The organism is Pseudomonas retamae, assembly GCF_043496865.1.
Classification (GTDB): domain Bacteria; phylum Pseudomonadota; class Gammaproteobacteria; order Pseudomonadales; family Pseudomonadaceae; genus Aquipseudomonas; species Aquipseudomonas retamae.
Window position 1 is genome coordinate 28764 of sequence record NZ_JBIEIL010000022.1, and the last position, 21961, is coordinate 50724.

Here is a 21961-nt window from a genome sequence, read left to right on the forward strand (position 1 = left end):
ATGGAACGCGTCTACATCGGCCTGGGCAGCAATCTGGCTGAGCCGGCCGAACAGTTGCGCAGCGCCGTCGCGGCGCTGGGGCAATTGCCGCACACCCGTCTTGTCGGTGTTTCGGCCTTCTATCAAAGCGACTCGCTGCTGCCGGGCCAACCGCGTTACACCAACGCGGTCGCCGCGCTCGACACCGACCTCACGCCGCTGACGCTGCTCGATGCCCTGCAGGCAATCGAGAACGATCAGGGCCGCGAACGCCTGGAACGCTGGGGCCCGCGCACGCTGGATCTGGACATCCTATTGTTTGGCGATCGCCTGATCGACGAGCCACGATTGAAAGTCCCGCATTATCAGCTGCAGGAACGTGCGTTCGTGCTGTATCCGCTGGCCGAGCTGGCACCGCAGGATCTGCGCCTGGCCGACGGCCGCACGTTGACAGACTTGCTGGCTGCCTGCCCGTTCGTCGGTCTGGAACGTCTCCCGACAGATTGATTGCAATCCCCTGTGGGAGCGAGCCTGCTCGCGAAAGCGGTATGTCATTCAACACTAAGTTGACTGATCTGCCGCCTTCGCGAGCAGGCTCGCTCCAACATTGGTTTATTTCAAATCGAGGATTTTGTCAGACAAAAATCCCTCGAATCAGCCCCGCCGCGCCGCTGAATCGCATCAGTAACGCCGGTAACACCGCCCGCGTAACAATGCGGTAACACACGCAATTGACTTCCGCTTGGCTCCTCACGACTATAGGCGTCCCGCTGCCGCCAACCCGGCACATACGGGCGCAATCCAGGCCTTATAAGCACGACAAAAGAGCGTGCGCCTGAGTAGATGACGAATCACGCGCGTTACTCGCTGTAGTTTCCAGAGCGCCTGAACGAGGATTTTTTACATGCCAGCCATTACCCTGACCACGCTCCAGAGCCTCAAGCAGAAAGGTGAAAAGATCACCATGCTGACCTGCTATGACGCGACCTTCGCCCACGCCTGCAACCAGGCCGGTGTCGAAGTGCTGCTGGTGGGCGACTCCCTCGGCATGGTCCTGCAAGGTCACGACAGTACTTTGCCGGTGACCACCGCAGAAATGGCCTATCACACCGCTTGCGTCAAACGCGGCAACAGCGACGCACTGATCCTTGCCGACCTGCCTTTCATGGCCAACGCCACCCTCGAACAGACCCTGAGCAACAGCGCCACGCTGATGCAGGCCGGTGCGCACATGGTCAAGGTCGAAGGCGCGTTGTGGCTGGCCGAGTCGATTCGCCTGCTCGCCGAACGCGGTGTGCCGGTGTGTGCGCACATGGGGCTGACCCCGCAAGCCGTTAACATTCTCGGTGGCTATAAAGTGCAGGGCCGCAACGAGAACCAGGCACGGCAGATGCGCGCCGATGCGATCTCGCTGGAACAGGCCGGTGCGGCGATGTTGCTGCTTGAATGCGTGCCGAGTGAACTGGCCGCGGAGATCAGCCAGGCGGTGAAGATTCCGGTCATTGGTATCGGTGCCGGTAACGCCACGGATGGTCAGGTTCTGGTGCTGCACGACATGCTCGGCCTGTCGATCACCGGTCGCGTACCGAAATTCGTCAAGAACTTCATGCACGGCCAGGACAGCATCCAGTCCGCGCTGAAGGCTTACGTCAGCGAAGTCAAAGCCACCACGTTCCCTGGCATCGAACACGGATTCTCCGCATGAACACCGTCAAAACCGTACGCGAACTGCGCGCCGCCGTCGCCCGCGCGCGCAGCGAAGGCAAGCGCATCGGCTTCGTGCCGACCATGGGTAACCTGCACAGCGGCCACGTCGCGCTGGTGACCAAAGCCACGCAACGTGTGGATTTCGTCGTCGCGAGCATTTTCGTCAACCCGCTGCAATTCGGCGCCGGCGAAGACCTCGACAAATACCCGCGCACGCTGGCAGCCGATCAGGAAAAACTGCTCGAGGCTGGCTGCTCGCTGTTGTTCGCCCCGACCGTTGAAGAGATGTACCCCGACGGCATGGCCGGCCAGACCCGCGTCAGCGTGCCGCAATTGTCCGAAGGCCTGTGTGGTGCCAGCCGCCCCGGGCACTTCGAGGGCGTGGCGACCGTGGTCAGCAAACTGTTCAACATGGTCCAGCCGGACCTGGCGATTTTTGGCCAGAAGGACTATCAGCAACTGGCGGTAATCCGCGCGCTGGTGCATGACCTGAACATGCCGATCCAGATCATCGGCGAGCCGACCGTACGCGCTGCCGATGGCTTGGCGCTGTCCTCGCGCAATGGCTTTTTGACTGAAGCGCAACGTGCGGTGGCGCCGGCGGTGTATCGCTCGCTGAGCAGCATTGCCGAGTCGATCAAGCAAGGCGAACGGGATTTCCCGGCGCTGATCAGCGCGCAGTTGCAAGCGCTTGAAGCGGCGGGCCTGCGCCCGGATTACCTGGAGATCCGCCACGGTCTGACTCTGCGTCCGGCAACGGCTGAGGATCGCGACCTGGTGATTCTGGTGGCGGCGTTTCTTGGCACTACGCGGTTGATCGATAATTTGCATTTGAATCTCGATACCCCCGCTTAAAACCACCGCAATCCCCCCCTGTGGGAGCGAGCCTGCTCGCTCCCACAGGGGTTTTCAGTGTTATGAAGATCTCATTTCAGCTCGATTGCCGCTTTTATAGCCTTCGGGCACACTGCCCGCCGTTCGATTCCAACCCGGGAAGCCCCCAATGCACGCGATCATGCTCAAGGCCAAACTGCACCGCGCCGAAGTCACCCATGCGGTGCTCGATTACGAAGGTTCGTGCGCCATCGATGGCGAATGGCTGGACCTGTCCGGCATTCGTGAGTACGAGCAGATCCAGATCTACAACGTCGACAACGGCGAGCGCTTCACCACCTATGCGATTCGGGGGGAAGCAGGCTCGCGGATGATCTCGGTCAACGGCGCCGCGGCGCACAAGGCCAGCGTCGGTCATCGTGTAATCATCTGCGCTTACGCGCATTACAGCGAAGCCGAACTGGTCAACTTCAAGCCGCGCATGCTCTATATGGCGCCGGGCAACGAGCTGAGCCACACCAGCAACGCCATCCCCGTTCAGCTCGCCTGAACCGCCGCAGCGCCCGCTCCCCCTCCGTTTGTCGGCCAAATCCCTGTTCGGATGTTAAAAAAGTACAGGGATCTGGTCAGACAAAGTCAAGACAGATCGCAGCGCGAGGTTTACTGTATTCGCCCTGTGTCCGCAAATCATGTCGATGCAGTCGATCCCGCGCCTCGACAGCGGCGTGCCGGGTCCGCTCAGTGTTCAAAAGGCCGTTCAAGTAAAAAGGAAAACCGCAGCGATGGCGTACTACCGCACTCCTCATGACGTTACCGCTCTGCCTGCCTGGCAAGCGTTGAAAGATCACCGCCAAGCCATGCAGGATTTCAGCATGCGCGAAGCCTTCAACGCCGATCCGCAGCGCTTCAATCAGTTCACTCTCAGCAGCTGCGGGCTGTTTCTCGATTATTCGAAGAATTTGATCAACGCCGAGACCCGCAATCTGCTGGTGGGTCTGGCCAATGAAGTCGACCTCAAGGGCGCGATCAAGGCGCTGTTCGACGGCGAAATCGTCAACGCCTCCGAAGGCCGCCCGGCCCTGCATACCGCCCTGCGCCGTCCGGTTGGCGACAAGCTGTCGGTCAATGGCGTCAACGTGATGCCGGACGTCCACAAAGTGCTCAACCAGATCACCGATCTGGTCGGCCGCATCCATGACGGTCTGTGGCGCGGTTACACCGAGAAGCCGATCACCGATGTGGTCAACATCGGCATCGGTGGCTCGTTCCTCGGCCCGGAGCTGGTTTCCGAAGCGCTGCTGTCGTACGCGCAGAAAGGCGTGCGCTGCCACTATCTGGCGAACATCGATGGCAGTGAGTTCCACGAGCTGACGCAAAAGCTGCGCGCCGAAACCACGCTGTTCATCGTGTCGTCGAAATCCTTCAACACCCTCGAAACCCTGAAAAACGCCCAAGCCGCACGCGCCTGGTACCTGGCGCAGGGCGGCTCGGAAGCCGAGCTGTATCGTCACTTCATCGCCGTTTCGAGTAACAACGCTGCAGCGGTGGCATTTGGCATCCGCGAAGAAAACATCTTCCCGATGTGGGACTGGGTCGGCGGCCGTTACTCGCTGTGGTCGGCCATCGGTCTGCCGATCGCTCTGGCGATTGGCATGTCCAACTTCAAGGAACTGCTGTCCGGTGCCTACACCATGGACCAGCATTTCCAGACCGCGCCGTTCGAACAGAACATGCCGGTGCTGCTGGCCCTGCTTGGCGTGTGGTACGGCAATTTCTGGGGCGCGCAAAGCCACGCGATCCTGCCGTACGACCATTACCTGCGCAACATCACCAAGCACTTGCAACAGCTGGACATGGAATCCAACGGCAAGAGCGTGCGCCAGGACGGCACTTCGGTGTCGACCGATACCGGCCCGGTGATCTGGGGCGGCGTCGGCTGCAACGGTCAGCACGCCTACCATCAGTTGCTGCACCAGGGCACCCAGTTGATCCCGGCCGACTTCATCGTGCCGATCGTCAGCTTCAACCCGGTCGCTGATCACCACCAGTGGCTGTACGCCAACTGCCTGTCGCAGAGCCAGGCGCTGATGCTCGGCAAAACCCAGCCGGAAGCCGAAGCCGAGTTGCGCGACAAAGGCATGAGCGAAGAAGAGGTGCGCAAACTCGCGCCGCACAAGGTGATTCCGGGCAACCGTCCGAGCAACACCTTGGTGGTTGAACGCATCAGCCCGCGTCGCCTCGGCGCGCTGGTGGCGATGTACGAACACAAGGTGTTTGTGCAAAGCGTGGTCTGGGGCATCAACGCCTTCGACCAGTGGGGCGTGGAGCTGGGCAAGGAACTGGGCAAAGGCGTTTACAACCGCCTGGTCGGCAGCGACGAAAGCGTGGCTGACGATGCCTCGACTCAAGGCCTGATCAACTACTTCCGCGGTCGTCACCGCGGTTGACATAAGCCTTCAGGCAAGCGCTGTTCCCTGTGGGAGCGAGCCTGCTCGCGAAAGCGGTTGTTCATTCAACATCTTTGTTGACTGGCACGCCGCCTTCGCGAGCAGGCTCGCTCCCACAGTTGTTTTGTGGATGACTTGAACCTCCGGGGCTCTCGGCGCATCTTTATTCTTGTCGCACCACAAGAATAAGGAACCGTCATGTTCGATATCAGTACGTTCCCCAAAGCCGATGCCGTGCGCCGGGCTGCTCAGTTGAGTCAGGACGATTATCGGCGTCTGTACCGCGAATCCATTGAACACCCCGACACCTTCTGGGCCGAACAGGCCACGCGCTTCCTCGACTGGAGCACGCCGTGGCAGACCGTGCAGCGCGACGATCTGCAAACCGGTGAAGCCGCCTGGTTTGCCGGCGGCAAGTTGAATGTCAGCTACAACTGCATCGATCGCCACCTCGCACAACGCGCTGAACAGACCGCGCTGCTCTGGGAAGGCGACAACCCTGCCGAATCGGCGCAAATCACTTACAAAAAACTTCACCATCACGTCTGCCGACTGGCCAATGTGCTGAAAAGCCGTGGGGTGAAAAAAGGCGACCGGGTGTGCATCTACATGCCGATGATCCCGGAAGCGGCCTACGCCATGCTCGCTTGCGCGCGGATCGGAGCGATCCATTCGGTGGTGTTTGGCGGTTTCTCTCCCGACTCTTTACGCGACCGTATCCTCGATGCTGATTGCCACACGGTGATCACTGCCGATGAAGGCGTACGCGGCGGCAAGTTCGTGCCGCTGAAACAGAATGTCGACAAAGCCCTGCAGAGTTGCCCTGACGTCAGCACCGTGGTGGTTGTCGAGCGCACCCAGGGCGAGGTCGAGTGGACCGAAGGCCGCGACGTCTGGTATCACCAGGCCGTGCGCGAAGTCAGCGACGACTGCCCACCGGAACCGATGGACGCCGAAGACCCGCTGTTTATCCTCTACACCTCCGGCAGCACTGGCAAACCCAAAGGCGTACTGCACACCACCGGCGGCTATCTGCTGCAAGCGGCGATGACCTTCAAATACGTGCTCGACTACCGTGACGGCGAAGTGTTCTGGTGTACCGCCGACGTCGGCTGGGTCACCGGCCACAGTTACATCGTCTACGGCCCGCTGGCCAACGGCGCGACCACGCTGATGTTCGAAGGCGTGCCGAGCTATCCGAGCAGTTCGCGATTCTGGCAGGTCATCGATAAACACCAGGTCAACATTTTCTATACCGCACCGACCGCCCTGCGCGCGTTGATGCGCGAAGGTGCCGGACCGCTGAAGGAAACTTCGCGGCAGAGCCTCAGATTACTCGGCAGCGTCGGCGAGCCGATCAACCCGGAAGCGTGGGAATGGTATTTCAACGTGGTCGGCGAACAACGTTGCCCTATCGTCGACACCTGGTGGCAGACCGAAACCGGCGGCATCATGCTCAGCCCGCTGGTCAGTGCGCAGCGGATCAAACCGGGTTGCGCCACACAACCAATGTTCGGCGTGCAGCCGGTATTGCTCGATGAACACGGCAAGGAAATCCACGGCGCCGGCAGCGGCGTGCTGGCGATCAAGTCCAGCTGGCCAGCGCAGATCCGCAGCGTTTATGGCGACCCGCAACGGATGGTCGACACCTACTTCAAACCCTACCCCGGCTACTACTTCAGCGGCGACGGCGCGCGCCGCGATGAGGATGGCGATTACTGGATCACTGGGCGCATTGACGACGTGATCAACGTGTCCGGGCATCGCATCGGCACCGCTGAAATCGAAAGCGCACTGGTGCTGCACGACAGCATCGCGGAAGCGGCGGTGGTCGGTTACCCGCACGACGTCAAAGGCCAGGGCATCTATGCCTTTGTCACCCCCATGGACGGCACCGAAGCGAACGACGATCTGAAAAAGGATCTGCTGGCGCACGTCAGCAAGGAAATCGGCAGCTTCGCCAAACCGGACCTGATCCAGTGGGCGCCAGCCCTGCCGAAAACCCGTTCGGGCAAGATCATGCGGCGGATTTTGCGCAAGATCGCCTGCAATGAACTCGACAGCCTGGGTGACACCTCGACACTGGCTGATCCGGGTGTGGTGCAGGTGTTGGTTGATAAACGTCTGAATCAATAAGCTTTAGAAAAGCTTCGCGAGCAGGCTCGCTCCCACAGGTGATCGCATTCTTTCTGTGGGAGCGAGCCTGCTCGCGAAGGCCGTCACGCGATGACACGTCAAACTGTTAAACTCCCGCGCCCTATTCCCCCTCAGCAAGGCGCCCGCATGTCTTCCTTGAATCAGGCGCTGCGCGCCGCCCTCGATCAACGTCAGGACTTGCTGTCTGAGCTGCACAAACAGGGCACCGATTGCTATCGCCTGTTCCATGGCAGCCAGGAAGGCGCGGGCGGGCTGACCATCGACCGCTACGGCCCGCAACTGCTGGTGCAGAGTTTCCACCAGACGCTGGAGCGCGACGTCCTGCTGCAACTGCACGCCATGGTCAACCAGACCCTGGGCTTTGAATCCCTTCTGGTCTACAACGACCGTTCCCGAGGCAATTCGCGCATCGATCGCGAAGACCACGTCTATAAAGCCGACGAAGCCGCGCTGGCGGATCTGGTCGGTCATGAATGGGACCTCAACTACCGCGTGCGCGGGCGCCATGCCGGGCAGGATCCGCTGTTGTTTCTCGATCTGCGCAACACCCGCGGCTGGGTCAAGGATCACGCCAAGGGCAAATCCGTGCTTAATCTGTTCGCCTACACCTGCGGCGTGGGGCTGAGCGCTGCGGCTGGCGGCGCGCGTGAGGTGTGCAACCTGGATTTCGCCGAAGGCAATCTGGCGGTCGGTCGCGAAAACGGCCTGCTCAACCCGCAGCTGCCGGAAATGCAATTTATCCAGTCCGACTATTTCCCGGCGATTCGCCAACTCGCCGGGCTGCCAATCAGCCAGCGGCGCGGGCAAAAACTGCCGAGCTATCAGCGCCTCGAACAACGCCAATACGATCTGGTACTGCTCGACCCACCGGCGTGGGCGAAAAGCGCGTTCGGCACCGTCGACCTGCTGCGCGACTATCAAAGTCTGCTCAAACCTGCCCTGCTGACCACCGCCGACAACGGCGTGCTGATCTGCTGCAACAACCTGGCGAAGGTCAGCATGGACGACTGGCGCGGACAGGTCTTGCGCTGCGCCGAGAAGGCCGGGCGGCCGGTGCGCGAATGGAGCGTGATGACCCCGGGCGCCGATTTCCCCTCGATGGATCAGCAACCGCCGTTGAAGACGCTGATTCTGCAGCTGTAACGCCTCAGACATGAGCGAGCGCATTCCCCTGTGGGAGCGAGCCTGCTCGCGAAAGCGGTGGGTCAGTCACCAGAATAGTGACTGACAGGACGCATTCGCGAGCAGGCTCGCTCCCACAGGGGCATCCGTGTGACAGGAATTTGTTCCTACAGAAATTTCTGAACAATCCTGCCCCACATCAAGCACTTCGGAACCAGAATCGCGTGCCATACTCCAAGGCACTCCGATTCAGACAGATGAAGCCGCACATGCCCAAAGGATTGATTCGCGCGATTGGCGCCTTGCTAACCGCTCTGGCGCTCTACAGCTTGCTGGGGTTTCTGATTTTGCCGGGCATTGCGCTGCGGATAGCCAATCAGCAACTCGCCAATTACGCGACCGTACCTGCGCATATCCAGCGTATCGAGCTCAACCCGTTCAGCCTTGAAGTCACGCTATGGGGCCTGGTCATCGGCGAGCCGGGCAAGGAGCAGGTCGGCTTCGAACGCCTGTACGCCGACCTGCAGATCGACAGTCTGTGGACTAAAGCCCTGCATCTGGCGAACATCGAACTGGACAAGCCCAAGACCGAGATCCTCTTCGCCAAGGACGGCAAGCTCAATCTGCTCGGCCTGTTCAATGTGCCGGCCAGCGAACCGACGCCCGCCGACCCCGACGCCAAGCCGTTTCCACTGCGTATCGACAACATCAAACTGGCCAGCGGCGTGGTGCACTTTCAGGATGTGCGCCCGAGCGAGCCGATCGAGTTTCTTTACGACGACCTCAGTTTCGAGCTGAAAAACCTCAGCACCCTGCCCGAAGACAGTGCCGACATGACTCTGGTCGCCATCGGCCCGGCCGGCGGGCGGATCGACTGGAGCGGTAATTTCAGCCTGATTCCGTTCACGTCCGAAGGCACCCTGAAAGTCACCGACGGCCAGATGAAAGCTTTCTGGCCTTATGTGCGCGATGCGGTGCCGCTGGTTCTGGAAAACGGCGTGGTCAGCCTCAGTACCGACTACAAACTCAACCTGTCGAAACAAACCGAACTGCTGCTCAATAACGTCGCGGTGAGCATCGCGCCGTTCGCCATCAAGGCTCCGGACGGCCGCCCACTGGCCAAGCTTGAACGTCTCGATGTCAGCGAAACCAGCGTTGACCTCGCCAAACAGCAGGTCGTGGTCGGCAAGATCCGTAGCCAGAAACTCGAAACCTGGGCCGCCCTCGAAGCCGACAAGCAACTGGACTGGCAGAAACTGTTTGCCAGCCAACCGTCGAAACCGGCGGCTAAAGCCGCTGCCGAACCGGCCAGTGCACCGGCCGCTGCCGATTCACCGAAACCTGAGCCGGCCGCGCCGAGCAAACCGTGGCAAGTGCTGCTTAAAGATGTGCAGTTGCGCAACTACACCGTGCACCTCGCCGATCGCTCGGCGCAACCGCCGGTGACGCTGGACCTGACCCCGCTGAACGTCGATCTGCAGGATTTCGACAGCCTCAACGGTTCGCCCTTCAAGCTCAAGCTCGACAGCGGCGTAGGCAAGCAGGGCAAGATTTTCGCCGACGGCACGCTCAACCTCGCCCCGGTCAACGCGCAGCTCAACGTCAAGACCCAGGACATCGACCTGCGTGTCGCCCAGTCTTACATCAATCCATTCATTCGCCTGGAACTGCGCAGCGGCATGCTCGGCAGCGATCTGAAGGTCAATCTCAAGAGCACCGAACCGCTGGCGCTCAGCGTGACCGGGCGCGCGCAGATCGATCAGTTGCATACCCTCGACACCCTGAAAACTCGTGACTTCCTCAAGTGGCAGCAAGTGGTCGTCGAAGGCCTGAATTACCAGCACGGTGACAGCCTGTCGATCGACAAGGTCAATCTGTTTCAGCCCTATGCGCGGTTCATGATCAACGATGACCGCAGCACCAACGTCGACGACCTGCTGATCCCGCAACCGGCCGACAATGGCGCAAAAAGCACCGGCGCGAAACCGGCAAACAATGAAAAATCCTTGGGCATTCACATTGGCGCCATCGCAATCAACGATGGCTCGGCCAACTTCGCCGACTTTAGCCTGACGCCGAACTTCGCCACCGCCGTGCAGCAACTCAACGGGCAGATCGGCACCATCGACAGCCGTCAGGCGAAACCGGCCAGCGTCGATATCAAAGGCAAGGTCGACCGTTATGCACCGGTCACCATCAAAGGCGCAGTCAACCCGTTCGACCCGATGGCCAGCCTCGATATCGCCACCAGCTTCAAGCGCGTCGAGCTGACCACACTGACGCCGTACTCCGGCAAGTTCGCCGGTTATCGAATCCGCAAGGGCCGGCTCAATCTCGATCTGCATTACCTGATCACCAAGGGCCAGCTCAAAGCCGAGAACAAAGTGGTGGTCGAGCAATTGCAGCTCGGTGAGAAGGTCGACAGCCCGGATGCGGTCAGCCTGCCCCTGAAACTGGCGATTGCCCTGCTCAAGGACGTCGACGGCAGGATCTCCATCGAACTGCCGGTCACCGGTGACTTGAACAACCCGCAGTTCAGCGTGATGCCGATTGTCTGGCAGACCCTGCGCAACCTGATCGTCAAAGCCGCCGCGGCGCCGTTCAAGATGATTGGCGGACTGGTCAGTGGTGGCGGCTCCGAGGACCTCGGCACTGTGTCCTTCGCGCCGGGCTCTAGCGAGCTGAACAAGGACGCCGAAGCGGCACTGGTCAAGCTGTCTCAGGCGCTCAAGGAGCGCCCGGCTCTGCGTCTGGAAATCGAAGGCACCGCCGCGAAAAGCAGCGATGGTCCGCTACTCGCCGAGCAGCGTCTGGAACGTGAATACCAATACAACTACTACAAGATGCTCCAGCGCCGTGGCGATAAAGTCCCGGCCCAGGCCTCGCTGCTGCAAGTACCCGACGGCGAAAAAGGCCCGCTGCTGGAGGGCATCTATCGCACCCGTCTGAAAACCCAGCCACCGGCCGAATGGAAGGATCTGGGCAAGGAAGAACGCACCGCGAAAATGCGCGAAGGGGTGATCAAGTTCTGGAGCGGCAGCGATGTGTTGCTGCGTCAGTTGGGCCAGGACCGCGCCAGTACCATCAAGGATTACCTGGTCGACAAGGGCAAGCTTGAGGATGACCGCGTGTATTTCATCGACGCCAACCTCGGTGAAGCTGAAAGCGACGGTCGTGTGGTGACGCAAATGCACCTGGACGCCGAGTGATGAGTTGCAAATGGCTGGTCGCAGGGGTGCTGGCGTTTGCCGCCAGCCATGCCAGCGCTTCCGACACGTTGCGCTGCGGCAGCCAGTTGATCAGCCTTGGCGATCGCACCAGCGAAGTCCTGCAGAAGTGCGGTGAGCCGGCCAGTCGTGACGTGCTCGGCTACAAGCGCAGCGCCAACCGCCGCGAGGAGTTTCAGGTCGAGGAATGGACTTACGGCCCGAGCAACGGCATGTATCAATACCTGCGCTTCGAGGGCAACCGCTTGCGGCAGATCAACAGCAAGCGCGGCCCCTGATCCAATACAAAAACATTGTGGGAGCGAGCCTGCTCGCGAATGCTTACTGTCAGTCGACGAATTCGTCTGCAGACAGACCGCATTCGCGAGCTGGCTCGCTCCCACATGGGTATTTCATAAATGCCCAAATAGAACAGGCCCCGACACAAGTGCCGGGGCCTGTAATGGTCACCTCCGTGTGACCGTTCGCATGAACTCTAAAGGTGCGGCAGACGTATGGCTCGGCCCGTCTGTCGCGTCTTCTCCCGGTCCAGGCGAGAAGCCTTGCCTTACTCGGCTTTCAGGCCGTCAGCGGAGACCGCTTTAACGCCTTTGATTTTCTTGGCGATGGCCACGGCTACGTCTTTCTGCGATTCAGTCACTGCAGTAGTCGACGACAGGGATACCACGCCTTTATTGGTTTCTACTTTGATGTCGGTACCTGGAATGCCTTTTTCGGTAACCAGATCAGCTTTGACCTTGGTGGTGATCCAGGTATCGGAAGTGTCCTGCTTCATCTCGGTAACTTCACCGGCAGCCAGAACCATTGGCGACTGGGTAGCCTGAGTGGTCTGGGCGAAAGCGCCGCCAGCCATGGTCAGGGTCAGAGCGGTAGCAGCGGCAGTGATAGCGAACTTCTTCATACGAGTAACTCCTGTTTTTCTGGAAAATCTGCTGGGATATCTCTTCAGCAGGGTTACCAAGGTAGTTGCGAACGCTGTGCCAACTTTTTTGATTCAATAAAAACCTTTAAAAACAATGAGTTATCAAAATTCGAGATTTTCATTTTCATGCAATTTGCATGACTCGGACGTATTTCGCATGCAAGTTGCGGTTTTCTGGAAAGTTCATAACTCGCTGAAATTATTGAAGCTTTTTTCAAGCGCAGCGCCATGAAAAATGCCCCGCAAAAGCGGGGCATCGGATTTTGCAGAAGCGGCTTACGTACCGCTAGCAGTGCAGCCTTTTGGCGAATAGTCGGGGGCAACGGTGGTAGCACACGTCCAGACACCTGCGCCCGTCCCGGAAGATCGCGTCAGCGTAATGGTTTTATCGAGAACCGGACCCGGGGCATTTTTGATCGTGCAGACAATCGACCCTGCGCCAGAAGAAGCTGTGCCGGAGGCGGATACCGAGCAATTGGAAGTGGTGACCGTCGCACTGCCCGCGACGTTAGTCAGTGATGGATCGGTACCTTGGTTAATGACGTCCTCAAATGGCACCTTCATCGCGCTGATTTCCGCCAACCCCGCCGTCACCTTCGACCGCGCCTGATATTTCGAATACTGCGGCAGGGCGATGGTCGCCAGAATGCCGATGATCGCCACCACGATCAGCAGCTCGATCAGGGTAAAACCTTGTTGTTTTTTCATAGACACGCTCCATGCATGAGGGGAAATCTCATGATCTGAAAAAGACCCAGCATAGGCCATGCCACTGCCCCGGAGCCCTGCCTGCCGGGCGCGAACTGCGCACTGCGCCGTTTCCTACAACCTGCAACCGCACTATCTGACACTTTTTGTCACCTCCACCGGCCGTGTTTGGCGCTGTCACTTGACTAGGCTATAAGTCATGAACGGTAAGCACGCGGAATCCCCATGAATGACATCGCTCTGAGCGGTCTGGCCAAGCAATTGGTGCAGGCCGAACTGCTGACGGAACAAGGTGCCCAGCAAGCCTGGCAGCAGGCACAGCGCAATCGCGTGTCGCTGGTGAACTACCTGGTGCACAACAAACTGGTGAAGAGCCGGCAGATCGCCGAGATTGCCTCGGAACACTTCGGCATGGCCCTGCTCGATCTCAATTGCCTCGACAAGGAAACCCAGCCCAAGGGCCTGGTCAGCGAAAAACTGGTGCGCCAACACTGCGCCCTGCCGTTGTGGCGGCGCGGTAACAAACTCTTTGTCGGCCTCTCCGACCCGAGCAACCAGCAGGCGATCAGCGATATCCAGTTCAGTACGGGCCTGAGTACCGAAGCGATTCTGGTCGAGGACGACAAGCTCAGCGATGCCATCGACAAGTTCTTCGATACTCACGCGACCGGCCTCGAGGAAATGGCCGACGTCGACCTCGATGGCCTTGACGTCGAATCCGTCAGCGACAGCAAACAGGACGCCATTGGCGGGTTCGATGCCGACGATGCGCCGGTGGTGCGCTTCGTTCACAAGATGCTGCTCGACGCGATCAAAAGCGGCTCCTCCGACCTGCACTTCGAACCTTATGAAAAGAACTACCGGGTGCGGGTGCGCACCGACGGCATGCTGCGTGAAGTGGCCAAACCGCCGATTCAACTGGCCGGGCGCATCGCCGCGCGCCTGAAGGTCATGGCCAGCCTCGATATCTCGGAGCGACGCAAGCCGCAGGACGGGCGGATCAAGATGCGCCTGTCGAAAAGCAAGTCGATCGACTTCCGGGTCAATACCCTGCCGACGCTGTGGGGCGAAAAAGTGGTGATCCGGATTCTCGACCCGTCCAGCGCGCAGATGGGTATCGATGCGCTCGGTTATGAGCCGGAACAGAAAGAGTTGTACATGGCCGCGCTGAAACAGCCGCAAGGCATGATCCTGGTCACCGGCCCCACTGGTTCGGGGAAAACCGTGTCGCTGTATACCGGGCTGAATATTCTCAACACCGTCGACATCAATATCTCCACCGCCGAAGACCCGGTGGAAATCAACATGGAAGGCATCAATCAGGTCAACGTCAATCCGCGCCAGGGCCTGGATTTCGCCCAGGCTCTGCGTTCGTTTCTGCGTCAGGACCCGGACGTGATCATGGTCGGCGAGATCCGCGACCTGGAAACCGCCGAGATCGCCATCAAAGCCGCGCAGACCGGCCACCTCGTGCTCTCGACCCTACATACCAACAGCGCTGCGGAAACCCTTACGCGCCTGCACAACATGGGCATTCCCGGGTTCAACATTGCTACCTCGGTCAGCCTGATCATCGCCCAGCGCCTTGCGCGCAAACTGTGCAACCACTGCAAGAAACCTATCGAAGTGCCTCGCGAAACCTTGATCAAGGAAGGCTTCCCTGAGGAACGCATCGGCAGTTTCACGATCTACGAGCCGGTCGGTTGCGATCATTGCAACAGCGGTTACAAGGGACGCGTGGGGATTTATGAAGTGGTGAAAAACACGCCTGAGCTGCAACGCCTGATCATGGCCGAAGGCAACTCACTGGAAATCGACCTGCAGATGCGCCGCGACGGCTTTGACGATCTGCGCACCGCAGGGCTGCACAAGGCCATGCAAGGCACCACCAGCCTGGAAGAAATCAACCGGGTCACCAAGGATTGAACATGGCGGTCAAGGCAGCGAAAACCAGCACTTATGCTTGGGAAGGTACGGACCGCAAAGGCAGCAAAGTCACCGGGGAATTGAGCGGGCAGAACGCGGCGCTGATCAAGGCACAGTTGCGCAAACAGGGGATCACGCCGGGCAAGGTGCGCAAGAAATCGGCCTCGTTGCTGAGTTTCGGCAAACGCATCAAGGCCCAGGACATCGCCCTGTTCACCCGGCAAATGGCAACGATGATGAAGGCCGGCGTGCCGCTGCTGCAGTCATTCGACATCATCGGCGAAGGCTTCGAAAACCCGGCAATGCGCAAAGTCATCGACGAGGTGAAACAAGAGGTCGCCGCCGGTAACAGCTTTGCCGCGGCGCTACGCAAGAAGCCGCAATATTTCGACGAGTTGTATTGCAACCTCGTCGATGCCGGTGAGCAGTCCGGGGCACTCGACACCCTGCTCGAACGCGTCGCCACCTATAAAGAAAAAAGCGAAGCGCTCAAGGCCAAGATCAAGAAAGCCATGACCTACCCGAGCGCCGTTCTCCTCGTGGCTGCCGTCGTGACCGGCATTTTGCTGGTGAAAGTGGTGCCGCAGTTTCAGTCGGTGTTTTCCGGGTTTGGCGCCGAGTTGCCGGGGTTCACCTTGATGGTGATCAGCCTGTCTGAATTCATGCAGGAGTGGTGGTGGGCGATTCTTGGTGCATTGATCGCGGCATTTTTTGGCACCCGCCATGCACTGAAGACTTCTCAGGCGTTGCGTGATCGCCGCGACGCCTGGCTATTGAAAGTGCCTTTGGTAGGCACACTGATGTACAAGTCCGCCGTGGCGCGATTTGCCCGGACTTTGTCGACCACCTTCGCTGCCGGCGTGCCGCTGGTGGAAGCTCTCGACTCGGTAGCGGGCGCTGCGGGCAATGTCGTGTTCAAACGTGCCATCCTGCGAATCCGTCAGGACGTCTCCACCGGCATGCAGCTGAATTTTTCCATGCGCAGCACCGGGGTTTTCCCGACCATGGCCGTGCAGATGACCGCGATCGGCGAAGAGTCCGGGGCACTGGACGATATGCTCGACAAGGTCGCCGGCTTTTACGAAGAGGAAGTGGATAACATGGTCGACAACCTCACCAGCCTGATGGAGCCGTTCATCATGGTCGTGCTCGGGGTCGTCGTTGGCGGTCTGGTGGTGGCCATGTACCTTCCGATCTTCCAGCTCGGCTCAGCGGTCTGACATGCCCCTCGACGAGCTGTTCGCTCTCTATCCGCTGGCTTTTGTCGGCGCCGCGCTGTTGCTCGGGCTGGTGGTTGGCAGCTTCCTCAACGTGCTGGTCTGGCGCCTGCCGAAAATGCTCGAACGTGACTGGCGCCAGCAGGCCCACGACGTGCTCGGTCTGCCAATCGAAACGCCGCAACCCACTTACAACCTGATGCTCCCGCATTCGCAATGCCCGCACTGCGCACACCGGATTCGCGCTTGGGAAAACATTCCCGTGCTGAGTTATCTGTGCTTGCGCGGGCGTTGTTCGGCTTGCGCTGCACCGATCAGCAAGCGTTACCCGCTGACCGAACTGACCTGCGGTGTGCTGTCGGCCTTCATTGCCTGGCATTTCGGTTTCGGTTGGCAGGCGGGGCTGCTGATGTTCCTCACCTGGGGCTTGCTGGCGATGAGTCTGATCGACACCGAACATCAATTGCTGCCGGATGTGCTGGTGCTGCCGTTGTTGTGGCTGGGGCTGATCGTCAACAGCTTCGGGCTGTTCGTGCCGTTGCACGATGCATTGTGGGGAGCGGTGTCTGGTTATCTGGCGCTGTGGTCGGTGTTCTGGCTGTTCAAGCTGCTGACCGGCAAGGACGGCATCGGCCACGGTGACTTTAAATTATTGGCGCTGCTGGGCGCATGGGGCGGCTGGCAGATTCTGCCGCTGACCATCCTCCTGGCATCGCTGGTCGGCGCCGTGATTGGCGTGATTCTATTGCGCCTGCGCGAGCAGAAAACCTCGACGCCGATTCCTTTCGGTCCCTATCTGGCCATTGCCGGCTGGATTGCCTTGCTCTGGGGTGGTCAAATAACCGACTTCTATTGGCAGTTTGTCGGTTTGAAATGAATACCCCTGTGGAAAAACCCTGGATTCTCGGCCTCACCGGCGGCATCGGCAGCGGCAAAAGCGCGGCGGCGCAGCACTTCATCGACCTCGGCGTGCACGTCGTCGATGCCGACCATGCGGCGCGCTGGGTGGTCGAGCCCGGCCGGCCGGCGCTGGCGCAGATTGCCAATCACTTCGGCGCCGAGGTGTTGCAAAGCGACGGCACGCTGAACCGCGCGGCCCTGCGCAAGCTGATCTTCGAAGTGCCGGAGCAACGGCGCTGGCTGGAAGCACTGCTGCATCCGTTGATCGCCGAAGAAATCGCCCATCACCTGGCGCTGGCAAAATCCCCCTACGCGATTCTGGTTTCGCCGCTGTTGATCGAGTCCGGGCAATACAGCATGACCCAGCGCATCCTGGTCATCGACGCCCCGCAACCACTGCAGATCGAACGCACCCTGCAACGTGACCAGACCAGCGCCGAGCAGGTTCAGGCGATCCTCAAGGCGCAATTGAGCCGCGAGGACCGCGTGAGCCGCGCCGACGACGTGGTGGTCAACGACCGCGACCTCGCCTGGCTGCACAGCGAGATCGAGCGCCTGCATCACTTTTACCTGACTTTATCCGGAGGCCAAGCATGAGCCAGATCCCAACCGTTGAATGCCCGACCTGTGGCGCCCCCGTGGAATTCACCCCTGAAAACAAGTTTCGCCCGTTCTGTTCCGACCGCTGCAAGCTGATCGACCTCGGCGCCTGGGCCTCGGAAGAACACAAGATTCCGGTCGCCCCGGACGCCGAAGACGAGCTGTTTTCCGGCGACTTCGATCCGCGTCACTGAGCCCGGTCAAGGCCGCATGAAGCCGTAGTCCTGCTGGTCGTCGAGGTTTTCCGCAAGAAACCGCAACTCGTCGGCCAGATCTTCGGCGTTGCGCACAGCCTTGCTCTGTTGCACCACAGCACTGAGCAAGGCGCGCAAGCTCAACCCCGGATCAAAGCCGACCTCCTGCGCCATCTCCAGACTCTGCCGGGTTTCCTGCCTCGCCCACTCGTACACACTCATGCCGCTACTCCTGAAGGGATTTGCGTGAGCATGAAATTTTCAGCCGATGGCGGATTTGATGTGGATCAAGGCTTGCGATCGTCGTCGTTCCACGGCGCCGAAAGGTAGCGCGTGCGATTGAAGGTCTCCAGCCATTCCGGACTGAACACCACCAGCGCACTGATGATCATGCCGTTGATGAAGGCCTCGGGGAAAATGATCAGCCACACGTAACCGATGAAATCTTCCAGCCACTCCGGCATGGCGAACAGACCGTCGAACCACAGCAGCGTCAGGCTGAAGATCAGGCACAATAGCGCCGACAATGCCGCAGCAAAAAAACCGGAACAGAAGATATACACGAACGGATTGCGCGGCTGCGCGCGCTCGACAAGGATGGCCACGCACTCGGTAACCAGCACCGGCAGCAAAATGAACAAAGCGCCATTGACCCCAAGCGCTGCAAGGTCCTGGCGCCCGAGCAGGACCAGACCGGTTTGCGCCACCAGCCCGCCAATGATCGCCAGCGGCCAGTCAAGCAGCAGGGTCACCGCAGTCATGCCGAGGAAGTGATAGGACACGCCAGTATCGAAGTCCCGGCGCATCAGCCACAGCAGGAACAAGGCGAACACCGTTGCGCACAGCAAATGCTGACGCCGGTTATCACTGAACAGCTCGACCCACGGCGCGCGCACGATCGCCCACAGCAACACTGGCAGATAGATCAGCCAGCCGAGCGTCAGACTCGCCGAGGACAGCAGTTCGGCACCGATCATGATTCCCTCACCTTCGCCTTGGACATACCGCCTCGTCGCAGTCTACACCGCCACCGGATGCGCACCAGCCGATGCAAAGCTATCTGCTTGTCGCATTTGAACGCTAAGCTTGGGCTTATGGATGACTCAGATTACTTACGCCTGCTGACCATCGCGGCCGAGCAGGCCAACGCCTTTCTGTCCAATGCCCGCAAATGGGAGCGTGAGCGTTGGGTTTGCCAACGCCTGCTGCAAGGCCTCAACATCCCCTACCGCGCCGACGAATTCGCGCCGGCCGGTGAACCGCCGGATGTGCTGTTTCGGGATGCCAACTTCGAAGTGTTCTTCGTGCTCGACGAAGGGCGCCGGCTCAACGATGAATGGCGCGATGAACTGCAACGGCGCCGCAGCGCTTTCTCTCTCAGTCAACTGGTGCGCCGTGAAGCGAAGCCCAAGCGGATTCCGGCCAATGAATTTCTCCTGCGGCTAGCCCCGACCCTGCGCAAGAAAGCCCACAACTACAAGGAACGCGGCATGGATCTGGGCGAACTGGACATCATTGCTTTCGCCAGCCTCAAACGCGAAGTGCTGGACCTGAACAGTCATTTCCCGCCACCGACCGAATATTTGCGTCAGGGCTGGCGCTCGCTGTCGCTGGTCGGCCCGACGTTCGCCCGCGTATTGTTCGCACACCCGGATGCACCGGATTTTCTGCGCAGCAACCTGGGGCGCAGCATCGTGTTCGATGTCGGGATCAGCCTGTGACGCCACTTCAACAATTGATTGCCGATGTGCCGCAAACCGGACGTGTACGCTGGATCGGCGTGCGTCCCGAATCACGCGGACCGATGCTTGCGCTCGATGCCGTGGAGGCACGTCTGGAGGCCGGCTTGACCGGCGATCACGCCCGCCCCGGTGTGCGTAACGCGCGCCAGGTGACACTGATTCAGTGGGAGCATCTGGCGGTGATCAACGCTTTGATGGGTCGCGCCGACGACAACCCGATCAAGCCTGAAGACCTGCGGCGCAATATGGTCATCAGCGGTATCAATCTGTTTAGTCTGAAGGGTCGGCGTTTTCGCATCGGTCAGGCAATATTCGAAACAACCGGCTGGTGTCAGCCCTGTGCACGCCTGCAGAACAATCTTGGCCCAGGCACTTTTCAAGCGGTGCGCGGACATGGCGGAATTACCGCACGGGTGTTACAAAGCGGGATCATTCGCCTCGATGACCGGGTCAGCGTCGAACCGGTGCCGGACAGCGGCTATGCTGCGTTCTACCCCGGATAAAAAACCGCTGTAGCGTGTGCCCATCCAGCAACGTCTACCTGACGAGGCCAATATGACCAGCCGCCTGAAACCCGAAGACCAAAAGCATGTCGAAGAGTACCTGCAACTGTCCCAACACCGAGTCGAGCGCCGGCCTTTCCGGCCGTGGATGCTCCTGGTGCTGGTGCTGGCAGTGACCATTGGTCTCGGCCTCCTGAGCCGACTTATCAGTTACCTGACGCTATGAGCAGCCTCGCGCTCGCTTGGGTAACCGCACCGATTTCCTTTAAAAACCTTGCGAGTTATCCCCATGTCCCATCGTATTGTCATTGTCGGCGGCGGCGCCGGCGGTCTGGAGTTGGCTACCCGTCTGGGTAAGACCCTGGGCAAGCGCGGTACCGCCAGCGTGATGCTGGTCGACGCCAACCTCACCCACATCTGGAAACCATTGCTGCACGAAGTGGCTGCCGGGTCGCTGAACTCTTCCGAAGATGAACTCAACTATGTTGCCCAGGCGAAATGGAACCACTTCGAGTTCCAGCTCGGGCGCATGAGCGGGCTTGATCGCGCGCAGAAGAAAATCCAGCTGGCGGCCACCTACGACGAAAACGGCATCGAGCTGGTTCCGGCGCGTGAAGTTGCGTACGACTCACTGGTGATCAGCGTCGGCAGCACCACCAACGATTTCGGCACCCAGGGCGCAGCGCAGCATTGCCTGTTCCTCGACACCCGCAAACAGGCCGAGCGCTTTCATCAGCAACTGCTCAACCACTATCTGCGCGCCCACGCCGGGCAGACCGATGTGGTCGAGCAGATCAGCGTGGCCATCGTCGGTGCCGGCGCTACCGGCGTCGAACTGGCGGCCGAGCTGCACAATGCTGCGCATGAACTGGCGGCTTACGGACTGGACCGGATCAAACCGGAAAACATGCACATCACCTTGATCGAGGCCGGGCCACGAGTGTTGCCAGCGCTGCCGGAACGCATCAGCGGGCCGGTGCACAAAACCCTGGAAAAGCTCGGGGTCAATGTGCTGACCAATGCTTCGGTCAGCGAAGTGACTGCCGACAGCCTGATCACGGCCGACGGCAACCAGATCAAGGCCAGCCTGAAAGTCTGGGCGGCCGGTATTCGCGCACCGGGTTTCCTCAAGGACATCGATGGTCTGGAAACCAACCGCATCAATCAGCTGCAAGTACTGCCGACCCTGCAAACCACCCGCGACGAAAACATCTTCGCTTTCGGTGATTGCGCGGCATGCCCGCAACCGGGCAGCGATCGCAACGTACCGCCACGGGCCCAAGCGGCACACCAGCAGGCCTCGCTGCTGGCCAAGTCGCTGAAGCTGCGCATCGAAGGCAAGACCCTGCCGGAGTACAAATACACCGACTACGGCTCGCTGATCTCGCTGTCGCGCTTTTCGGCGGTGGGTAACCTGATGGGCAACCTGACGGGCAGCGTGATGCTCGAAGGCTGGCTGGCGCGGATGTTTTACGTGTCGCTGTACCGCATGCACCAGATGGCGCTGTACGGGCCGTTTCGCACGGCGATGCTGATGCTCGGCAGCAAGATCGGCCGCGGTACCGAGCCGCGTCTGAAGCTGCATTGATCAAGGCCTGGGAAGGGAAATCCTGACCCAGTACACCTCTCCTGTGGGAGCGAGCCTGCTGGCTTGTATGGTAGGACTCGAAGGGGTGGGTGGGACCTCAAGCTGGCTTCTGACTGTTAGCCGCAGTACAGACCGTGGGAGACATCGCCCCACCCCTTCCACCAAAGCGCCGATAAAGAATGCTTCGT

At 60.0% G+C, this 21961-nt stretch carries 22 protein-coding genes; 18 read left to right on the top strand and 4 right to left on the bottom strand.

Annotation, left to right across the window (positions count from 1 at the left end; translation table 11 throughout):
• From folK to ACGSLL_RS27680, 9 genes are all read left to right on the top strand, one after another.
• Positions 1 to 486, top strand: coding sequence for a 2-amino-4-hydroxy-6-hydroxymethyldihydropteridine diphosphokinase (gene folK, locus ACGSLL_RS27640; RefSeq protein WP_394508609.1), 486 nt, complete (start codon positions 1 to 3; stop codon positions 484 to 486).
• 397 nt (positions 487 to 883) lie between these two features.
• Positions 884 to 1684, top strand: a complete 801-nt coding sequence (gene panB, locus ACGSLL_RS27645) for a 3-methyl-2-oxobutanoate hydroxymethyltransferase (RefSeq protein ID WP_090286350.1) — start codon at positions 884 to 886, stop codon at positions 1682 to 1684.
• Positions 1681 to 2541 (top strand): pantoate--beta-alanine ligase, encoded by an 861-nt coding sequence (gene panC / locus ACGSLL_RS27650; RefSeq protein WP_394508610.1) that lies wholly within the window; start codon positions 1681 to 1683, stop codon positions 2539 to 2541. Before panB ends, panC begins: the two co-directional genes overlap by 4 nt.
• Before the next feature lie 148 nt (positions 2542 to 2689).
• The gene (gene panD, locus ACGSLL_RS27655) at positions 2690 to 3070 is read left to right on the top strand and encodes an aspartate 1-decarboxylase (RefSeq protein WP_394508611.1); all 381 of its coding nucleotides are present in this window, start codon (positions 2690 to 2692) and stop codon (positions 3068 to 3070) included.
• 232 nt (positions 3071 to 3302) lie between these two features.
• Positions 3303 to 4967 carry a glucose-6-phosphate isomerase gene (pgi, locus tag ACGSLL_RS27660; protein WP_394508612.1) on the top strand — a complete coding sequence of 555 codons (1665 nt, stop codon included), beginning with the start codon at positions 3303 to 3305 and terminating at the stop codon, positions 4965 to 4967.
• A 198-nt stretch (positions 4968 to 5165) separates the two neighbouring features.
• Positions 5166 to 7103, top strand: a complete 1938-nt coding sequence (acs, locus tag ACGSLL_RS27665) for an acetate--CoA ligase (protein ID WP_394508613.1) — start codon at positions 5166 to 5168, stop codon at positions 7101 to 7103.
• A 147-nt stretch (positions 7104 to 7250) separates the two neighbouring features.
• Positions 7251 to 8267 (top strand): class I SAM-dependent rRNA methyltransferase, encoded by a 1017-nt coding sequence (locus tag ACGSLL_RS27670; protein ID WP_394508614.1) that lies wholly within the window; start codon positions 7251 to 7253, stop codon positions 8265 to 8267.
• A 236-nt stretch (positions 8268 to 8503) separates the two neighbouring features.
• A complete protein-coding gene (locus ACGSLL_RS27675; protein WP_394508615.1) occupies positions 8504 to 11455 on the top strand; it encodes a DUF748 domain-containing protein in 2952 nt (983 codons plus the stop codon).
• The gene (locus ACGSLL_RS27680) at positions 11455 to 11751 is read left to right on the top strand and encodes a DUF2845 domain-containing protein (protein ID WP_394508616.1); all 297 of its coding nucleotides are present in this window, start codon (positions 11455 to 11457) and stop codon (positions 11749 to 11751) included. The genes ACGSLL_RS27675 and ACGSLL_RS27680 overlap by 1 nt, the downstream gene beginning before the upstream one ends.
• Before the next feature lie 269 nt (positions 11752 to 12020).
• On the opposite strand, the gene ACGSLL_RS27685 is transcribed toward ACGSLL_RS27680, so the two are convergent.
• Entirely contained in the window at positions 12021 to 12374 is a 354-nt protein-coding gene (locus tag ACGSLL_RS27685; protein WP_090286366.1) for a BON domain-containing protein, read from the bottom strand.
• 297 nt (positions 12375 to 12671) lie between these two features.
• Complete coding sequence (locus ACGSLL_RS27690) at positions 12672 to 13103, bottom strand: pilin (protein WP_122607925.1); 432 nt, start codon at positions 13101 to 13103, stop codon at positions 12672 to 12674.
• A gap of 225 nt (positions 13104 to 13328) precedes the next feature.
• Between ACGSLL_RS27690 and pilB the strand changes: the two genes are divergently transcribed.
• Genes pilB through yacG form a run of 5 tightly spaced genes read left to right on the top strand, consistent with a single transcriptional unit; the run spans position 13329 to position 17940 of the window.
• Positions 13329 to 15029, top strand: a complete 1701-nt coding sequence (pilB, locus tag ACGSLL_RS27695) for a type IV-A pilus assembly ATPase PilB (protein ID WP_394508617.1) — start codon at positions 13329 to 13331, stop codon at positions 15027 to 15029.
• Between the two features lie 2 nt (positions 15030 to 15031).
• Positions 15032 to 16249 (top strand): type II secretion system F family protein, encoded by a 1218-nt coding sequence (locus ACGSLL_RS27700; protein ID WP_394508618.1) that lies wholly within the window; start codon positions 15032 to 15034, stop codon positions 16247 to 16249.
• A 1-nt stretch (position 16250) separates the two neighbouring features.
• Positions 16251 to 17123 (top strand): prepilin peptidase, encoded by an 873-nt coding sequence (locus ACGSLL_RS27705; RefSeq protein WP_394508619.1) that lies wholly within the window; start codon positions 16251 to 16253, stop codon positions 17121 to 17123.
• Positions 17120 to 17743, top strand: coding sequence for a dephospho-CoA kinase (coaE, locus tag ACGSLL_RS27710; RefSeq protein WP_394508620.1), 624 nt, complete (start codon positions 17120 to 17122; stop codon positions 17741 to 17743). The genes ACGSLL_RS27705 and coaE overlap by 4 nt, the downstream gene beginning before the upstream one ends.
• A complete protein-coding gene (gene yacG / locus ACGSLL_RS27715; RefSeq protein ID WP_007959585.1) occupies positions 17740 to 17940 on the top strand; it encodes a DNA gyrase inhibitor YacG in 201 nt (66 codons plus the stop codon). The genes coaE and yacG overlap by 4 nt, the downstream gene beginning before the upstream one ends.
• A 6-nt stretch (positions 17941 to 17946) precedes the next feature.
• Here the strand turns inward: yacG and ACGSLL_RS27720 are convergent, their stop codons facing one another.
• Together ACGSLL_RS27720 and ACGSLL_RS27725 are read right to left on the bottom strand one after the other, a co-directional pair.
• A complete protein-coding gene (locus tag ACGSLL_RS27720) occupies positions 17947 to 18162 on the bottom strand; it encodes a hypothetical protein (protein WP_093098230.1) in 216 nt (71 codons plus the stop codon).
• A gap of 65 nt (positions 18163 to 18227) precedes the next feature.
• On the bottom strand, positions 18228 to 18917 hold the full coding sequence (locus tag ACGSLL_RS27725; RefSeq protein ID WP_394508621.1) for an energy-coupling factor ABC transporter permease: 690 nt from the start codon (positions 18915 to 18917) through the stop codon (positions 18228 to 18230).
• Positions 18918 to 19034: 117 nt separating this feature from the next.
• Between ACGSLL_RS27725 and ACGSLL_RS27730 the strand changes: the two genes are divergently transcribed.
• From ACGSLL_RS27730 to ACGSLL_RS27745, 4 genes are all read left to right on the top strand, one after another.
• Complete coding sequence (locus ACGSLL_RS27730) at positions 19035 to 19661, top strand: DUF1780 domain-containing protein (protein WP_007909887.1); 627 nt, start codon at positions 19035 to 19037, stop codon at positions 19659 to 19661.
• Entirely contained in the window at positions 19658 to 20185 is a 528-nt protein-coding gene (locus ACGSLL_RS27735; RefSeq protein ID WP_394508622.1) for an MOSC domain-containing protein, read from the top strand. The genes ACGSLL_RS27730 and ACGSLL_RS27735 overlap by 4 nt, the downstream gene beginning before the upstream one ends.
• Before the next feature lie 52 nt (positions 20186 to 20237).
• Positions 20238 to 20411, top strand: coding sequence for a DUF3094 family protein (locus ACGSLL_RS27740; RefSeq protein ID WP_127651957.1), 174 nt, complete (start codon positions 20238 to 20240; stop codon positions 20409 to 20411).
• A gap of 63 nt (positions 20412 to 20474) precedes the next feature.
• Complete coding sequence (locus tag ACGSLL_RS27745; RefSeq protein ID WP_208939723.1) at positions 20475 to 21773, top strand: NAD(P)/FAD-dependent oxidoreductase; 1299 nt, start codon at positions 20475 to 20477, stop codon at positions 21771 to 21773.
• Positions 21774 to 21961: the final 188 nt, after the last annotated feature.

Excerpts from the sequence above, each read along its gene's own strand:
- ACGSLL_RS27725 (WP_394508621.1), bottom strand. The coding sequence starts at position 18,917 with ATGATCGGTGCCGAACTGCTGTCCTCGGCGAGTCTGACGCTCGGCTGG.
- coaE (WP_394508620.1), top strand. The coding sequence starts at position 17,120 with ATGAATACCCCTGTGGAAAAACCCTGGATTCTCGGCCTCACCGGCGGC.
- ACGSLL_RS27730 (WP_007909887.1), top strand. The coding sequence starts at position 19,035 with ATGGATGACTCAGATTACTTACGCCTGCTGACCATCGCGGCCGAGCAG.
- ACGSLL_RS27670 (WP_394508614.1), top strand. The coding sequence starts at position 7,251 with ATGTCTTCCTTGAATCAGGCGCTGCGCGCCGCCCTCGATCAACGTCAG.
- pilB (WP_394508617.1), top strand. The coding sequence starts at position 13,329 with ATGAATGACATCGCTCTGAGCGGTCTGGCCAAGCAATTGGTGCAGGCC.
- panB (WP_090286350.1), top strand. The coding sequence starts at position 884 with ATGCCAGCCATTACCCTGACCACGCTCCAGAGCCTCAAGCAGAAAGGT.
- ACGSLL_RS27675 (WP_394508615.1), top strand. The coding sequence starts at position 8,504 with ATGAAGCCGCACATGCCCAAAGGATTGATTCGCGCGATTGGCGCCTTG.
- ACGSLL_RS27705 (WP_394508619.1), top strand. The coding sequence starts at position 16,251 with ATGCCCCTCGACGAGCTGTTCGCTCTCTATCCGCTGGCTTTTGTCGGC.
- panC (WP_394508610.1), top strand. The coding sequence starts at position 1,681 with ATGAACACCGTCAAAACCGTACGCGAACTGCGCGCCGCCGTCGCCCGC.
- folK (WP_394508609.1), top strand. The coding sequence starts at position 1 with ATGGAACGCGTCTACATCGGCCTGGGCAGCAATCTGGCTGAGCCGGCC.
- yacG (WP_007959585.1), top strand. The coding sequence starts at position 17,740 with ATGAGCCAGATCCCAACCGTTGAATGCCCGACCTGTGGCGCCCCCGTG.
- acs (WP_394508613.1), top strand. The coding sequence starts at position 5,166 with ATGTTCGATATCAGTACGTTCCCCAAAGCCGATGCCGTGCGCCGGGCT.
- ACGSLL_RS27685 (WP_090286366.1), bottom strand. The coding sequence starts at position 12,374 with ATGAAGAAGTTCGCTATCACTGCCGCTGCTACCGCTCTGACCCTGACC.
- ACGSLL_RS27745 (WP_208939723.1), top strand. The coding sequence starts at position 20,475 with ATGTCCCATCGTATTGTCATTGTCGGCGGCGGCGCCGGCGGTCTGGAG.
- ACGSLL_RS27720 (WP_093098230.1), bottom strand. The coding sequence starts at position 18,162 with ATGAGTGTGTACGAGTGGGCGAGGCAGGAAACCCGGCAGAGTCTGGAG.
- ACGSLL_RS27680 (WP_394508616.1), top strand. The coding sequence starts at position 11,455 with ATGAGTTGCAAATGGCTGGTCGCAGGGGTGCTGGCGTTTGCCGCCAGC.
- panD (WP_394508611.1), top strand. The coding sequence starts at position 2,690 with ATGCACGCGATCATGCTCAAGGCCAAACTGCACCGCGCCGAAGTCACC.
- ACGSLL_RS27690 (WP_122607925.1), bottom strand. The coding sequence starts at position 13,103 with ATGAAAAAACAACAAGGTTTTACCCTGATCGAGCTGCTGATCGTGGTG.
- pgi (WP_394508612.1), top strand. The coding sequence starts at position 3,303 with ATGGCGTACTACCGCACTCCTCATGACGTTACCGCTCTGCCTGCCTGG.
- ACGSLL_RS27740 (WP_127651957.1), top strand. The coding sequence starts at position 20,238 with ATGACCAGCCGCCTGAAACCCGAAGACCAAAAGCATGTCGAAGAGTAC.
- ACGSLL_RS27700 (WP_394508618.1), top strand. The coding sequence starts at position 15,032 with ATGGCGGTCAAGGCAGCGAAAACCAGCACTTATGCTTGGGAAGGTACG.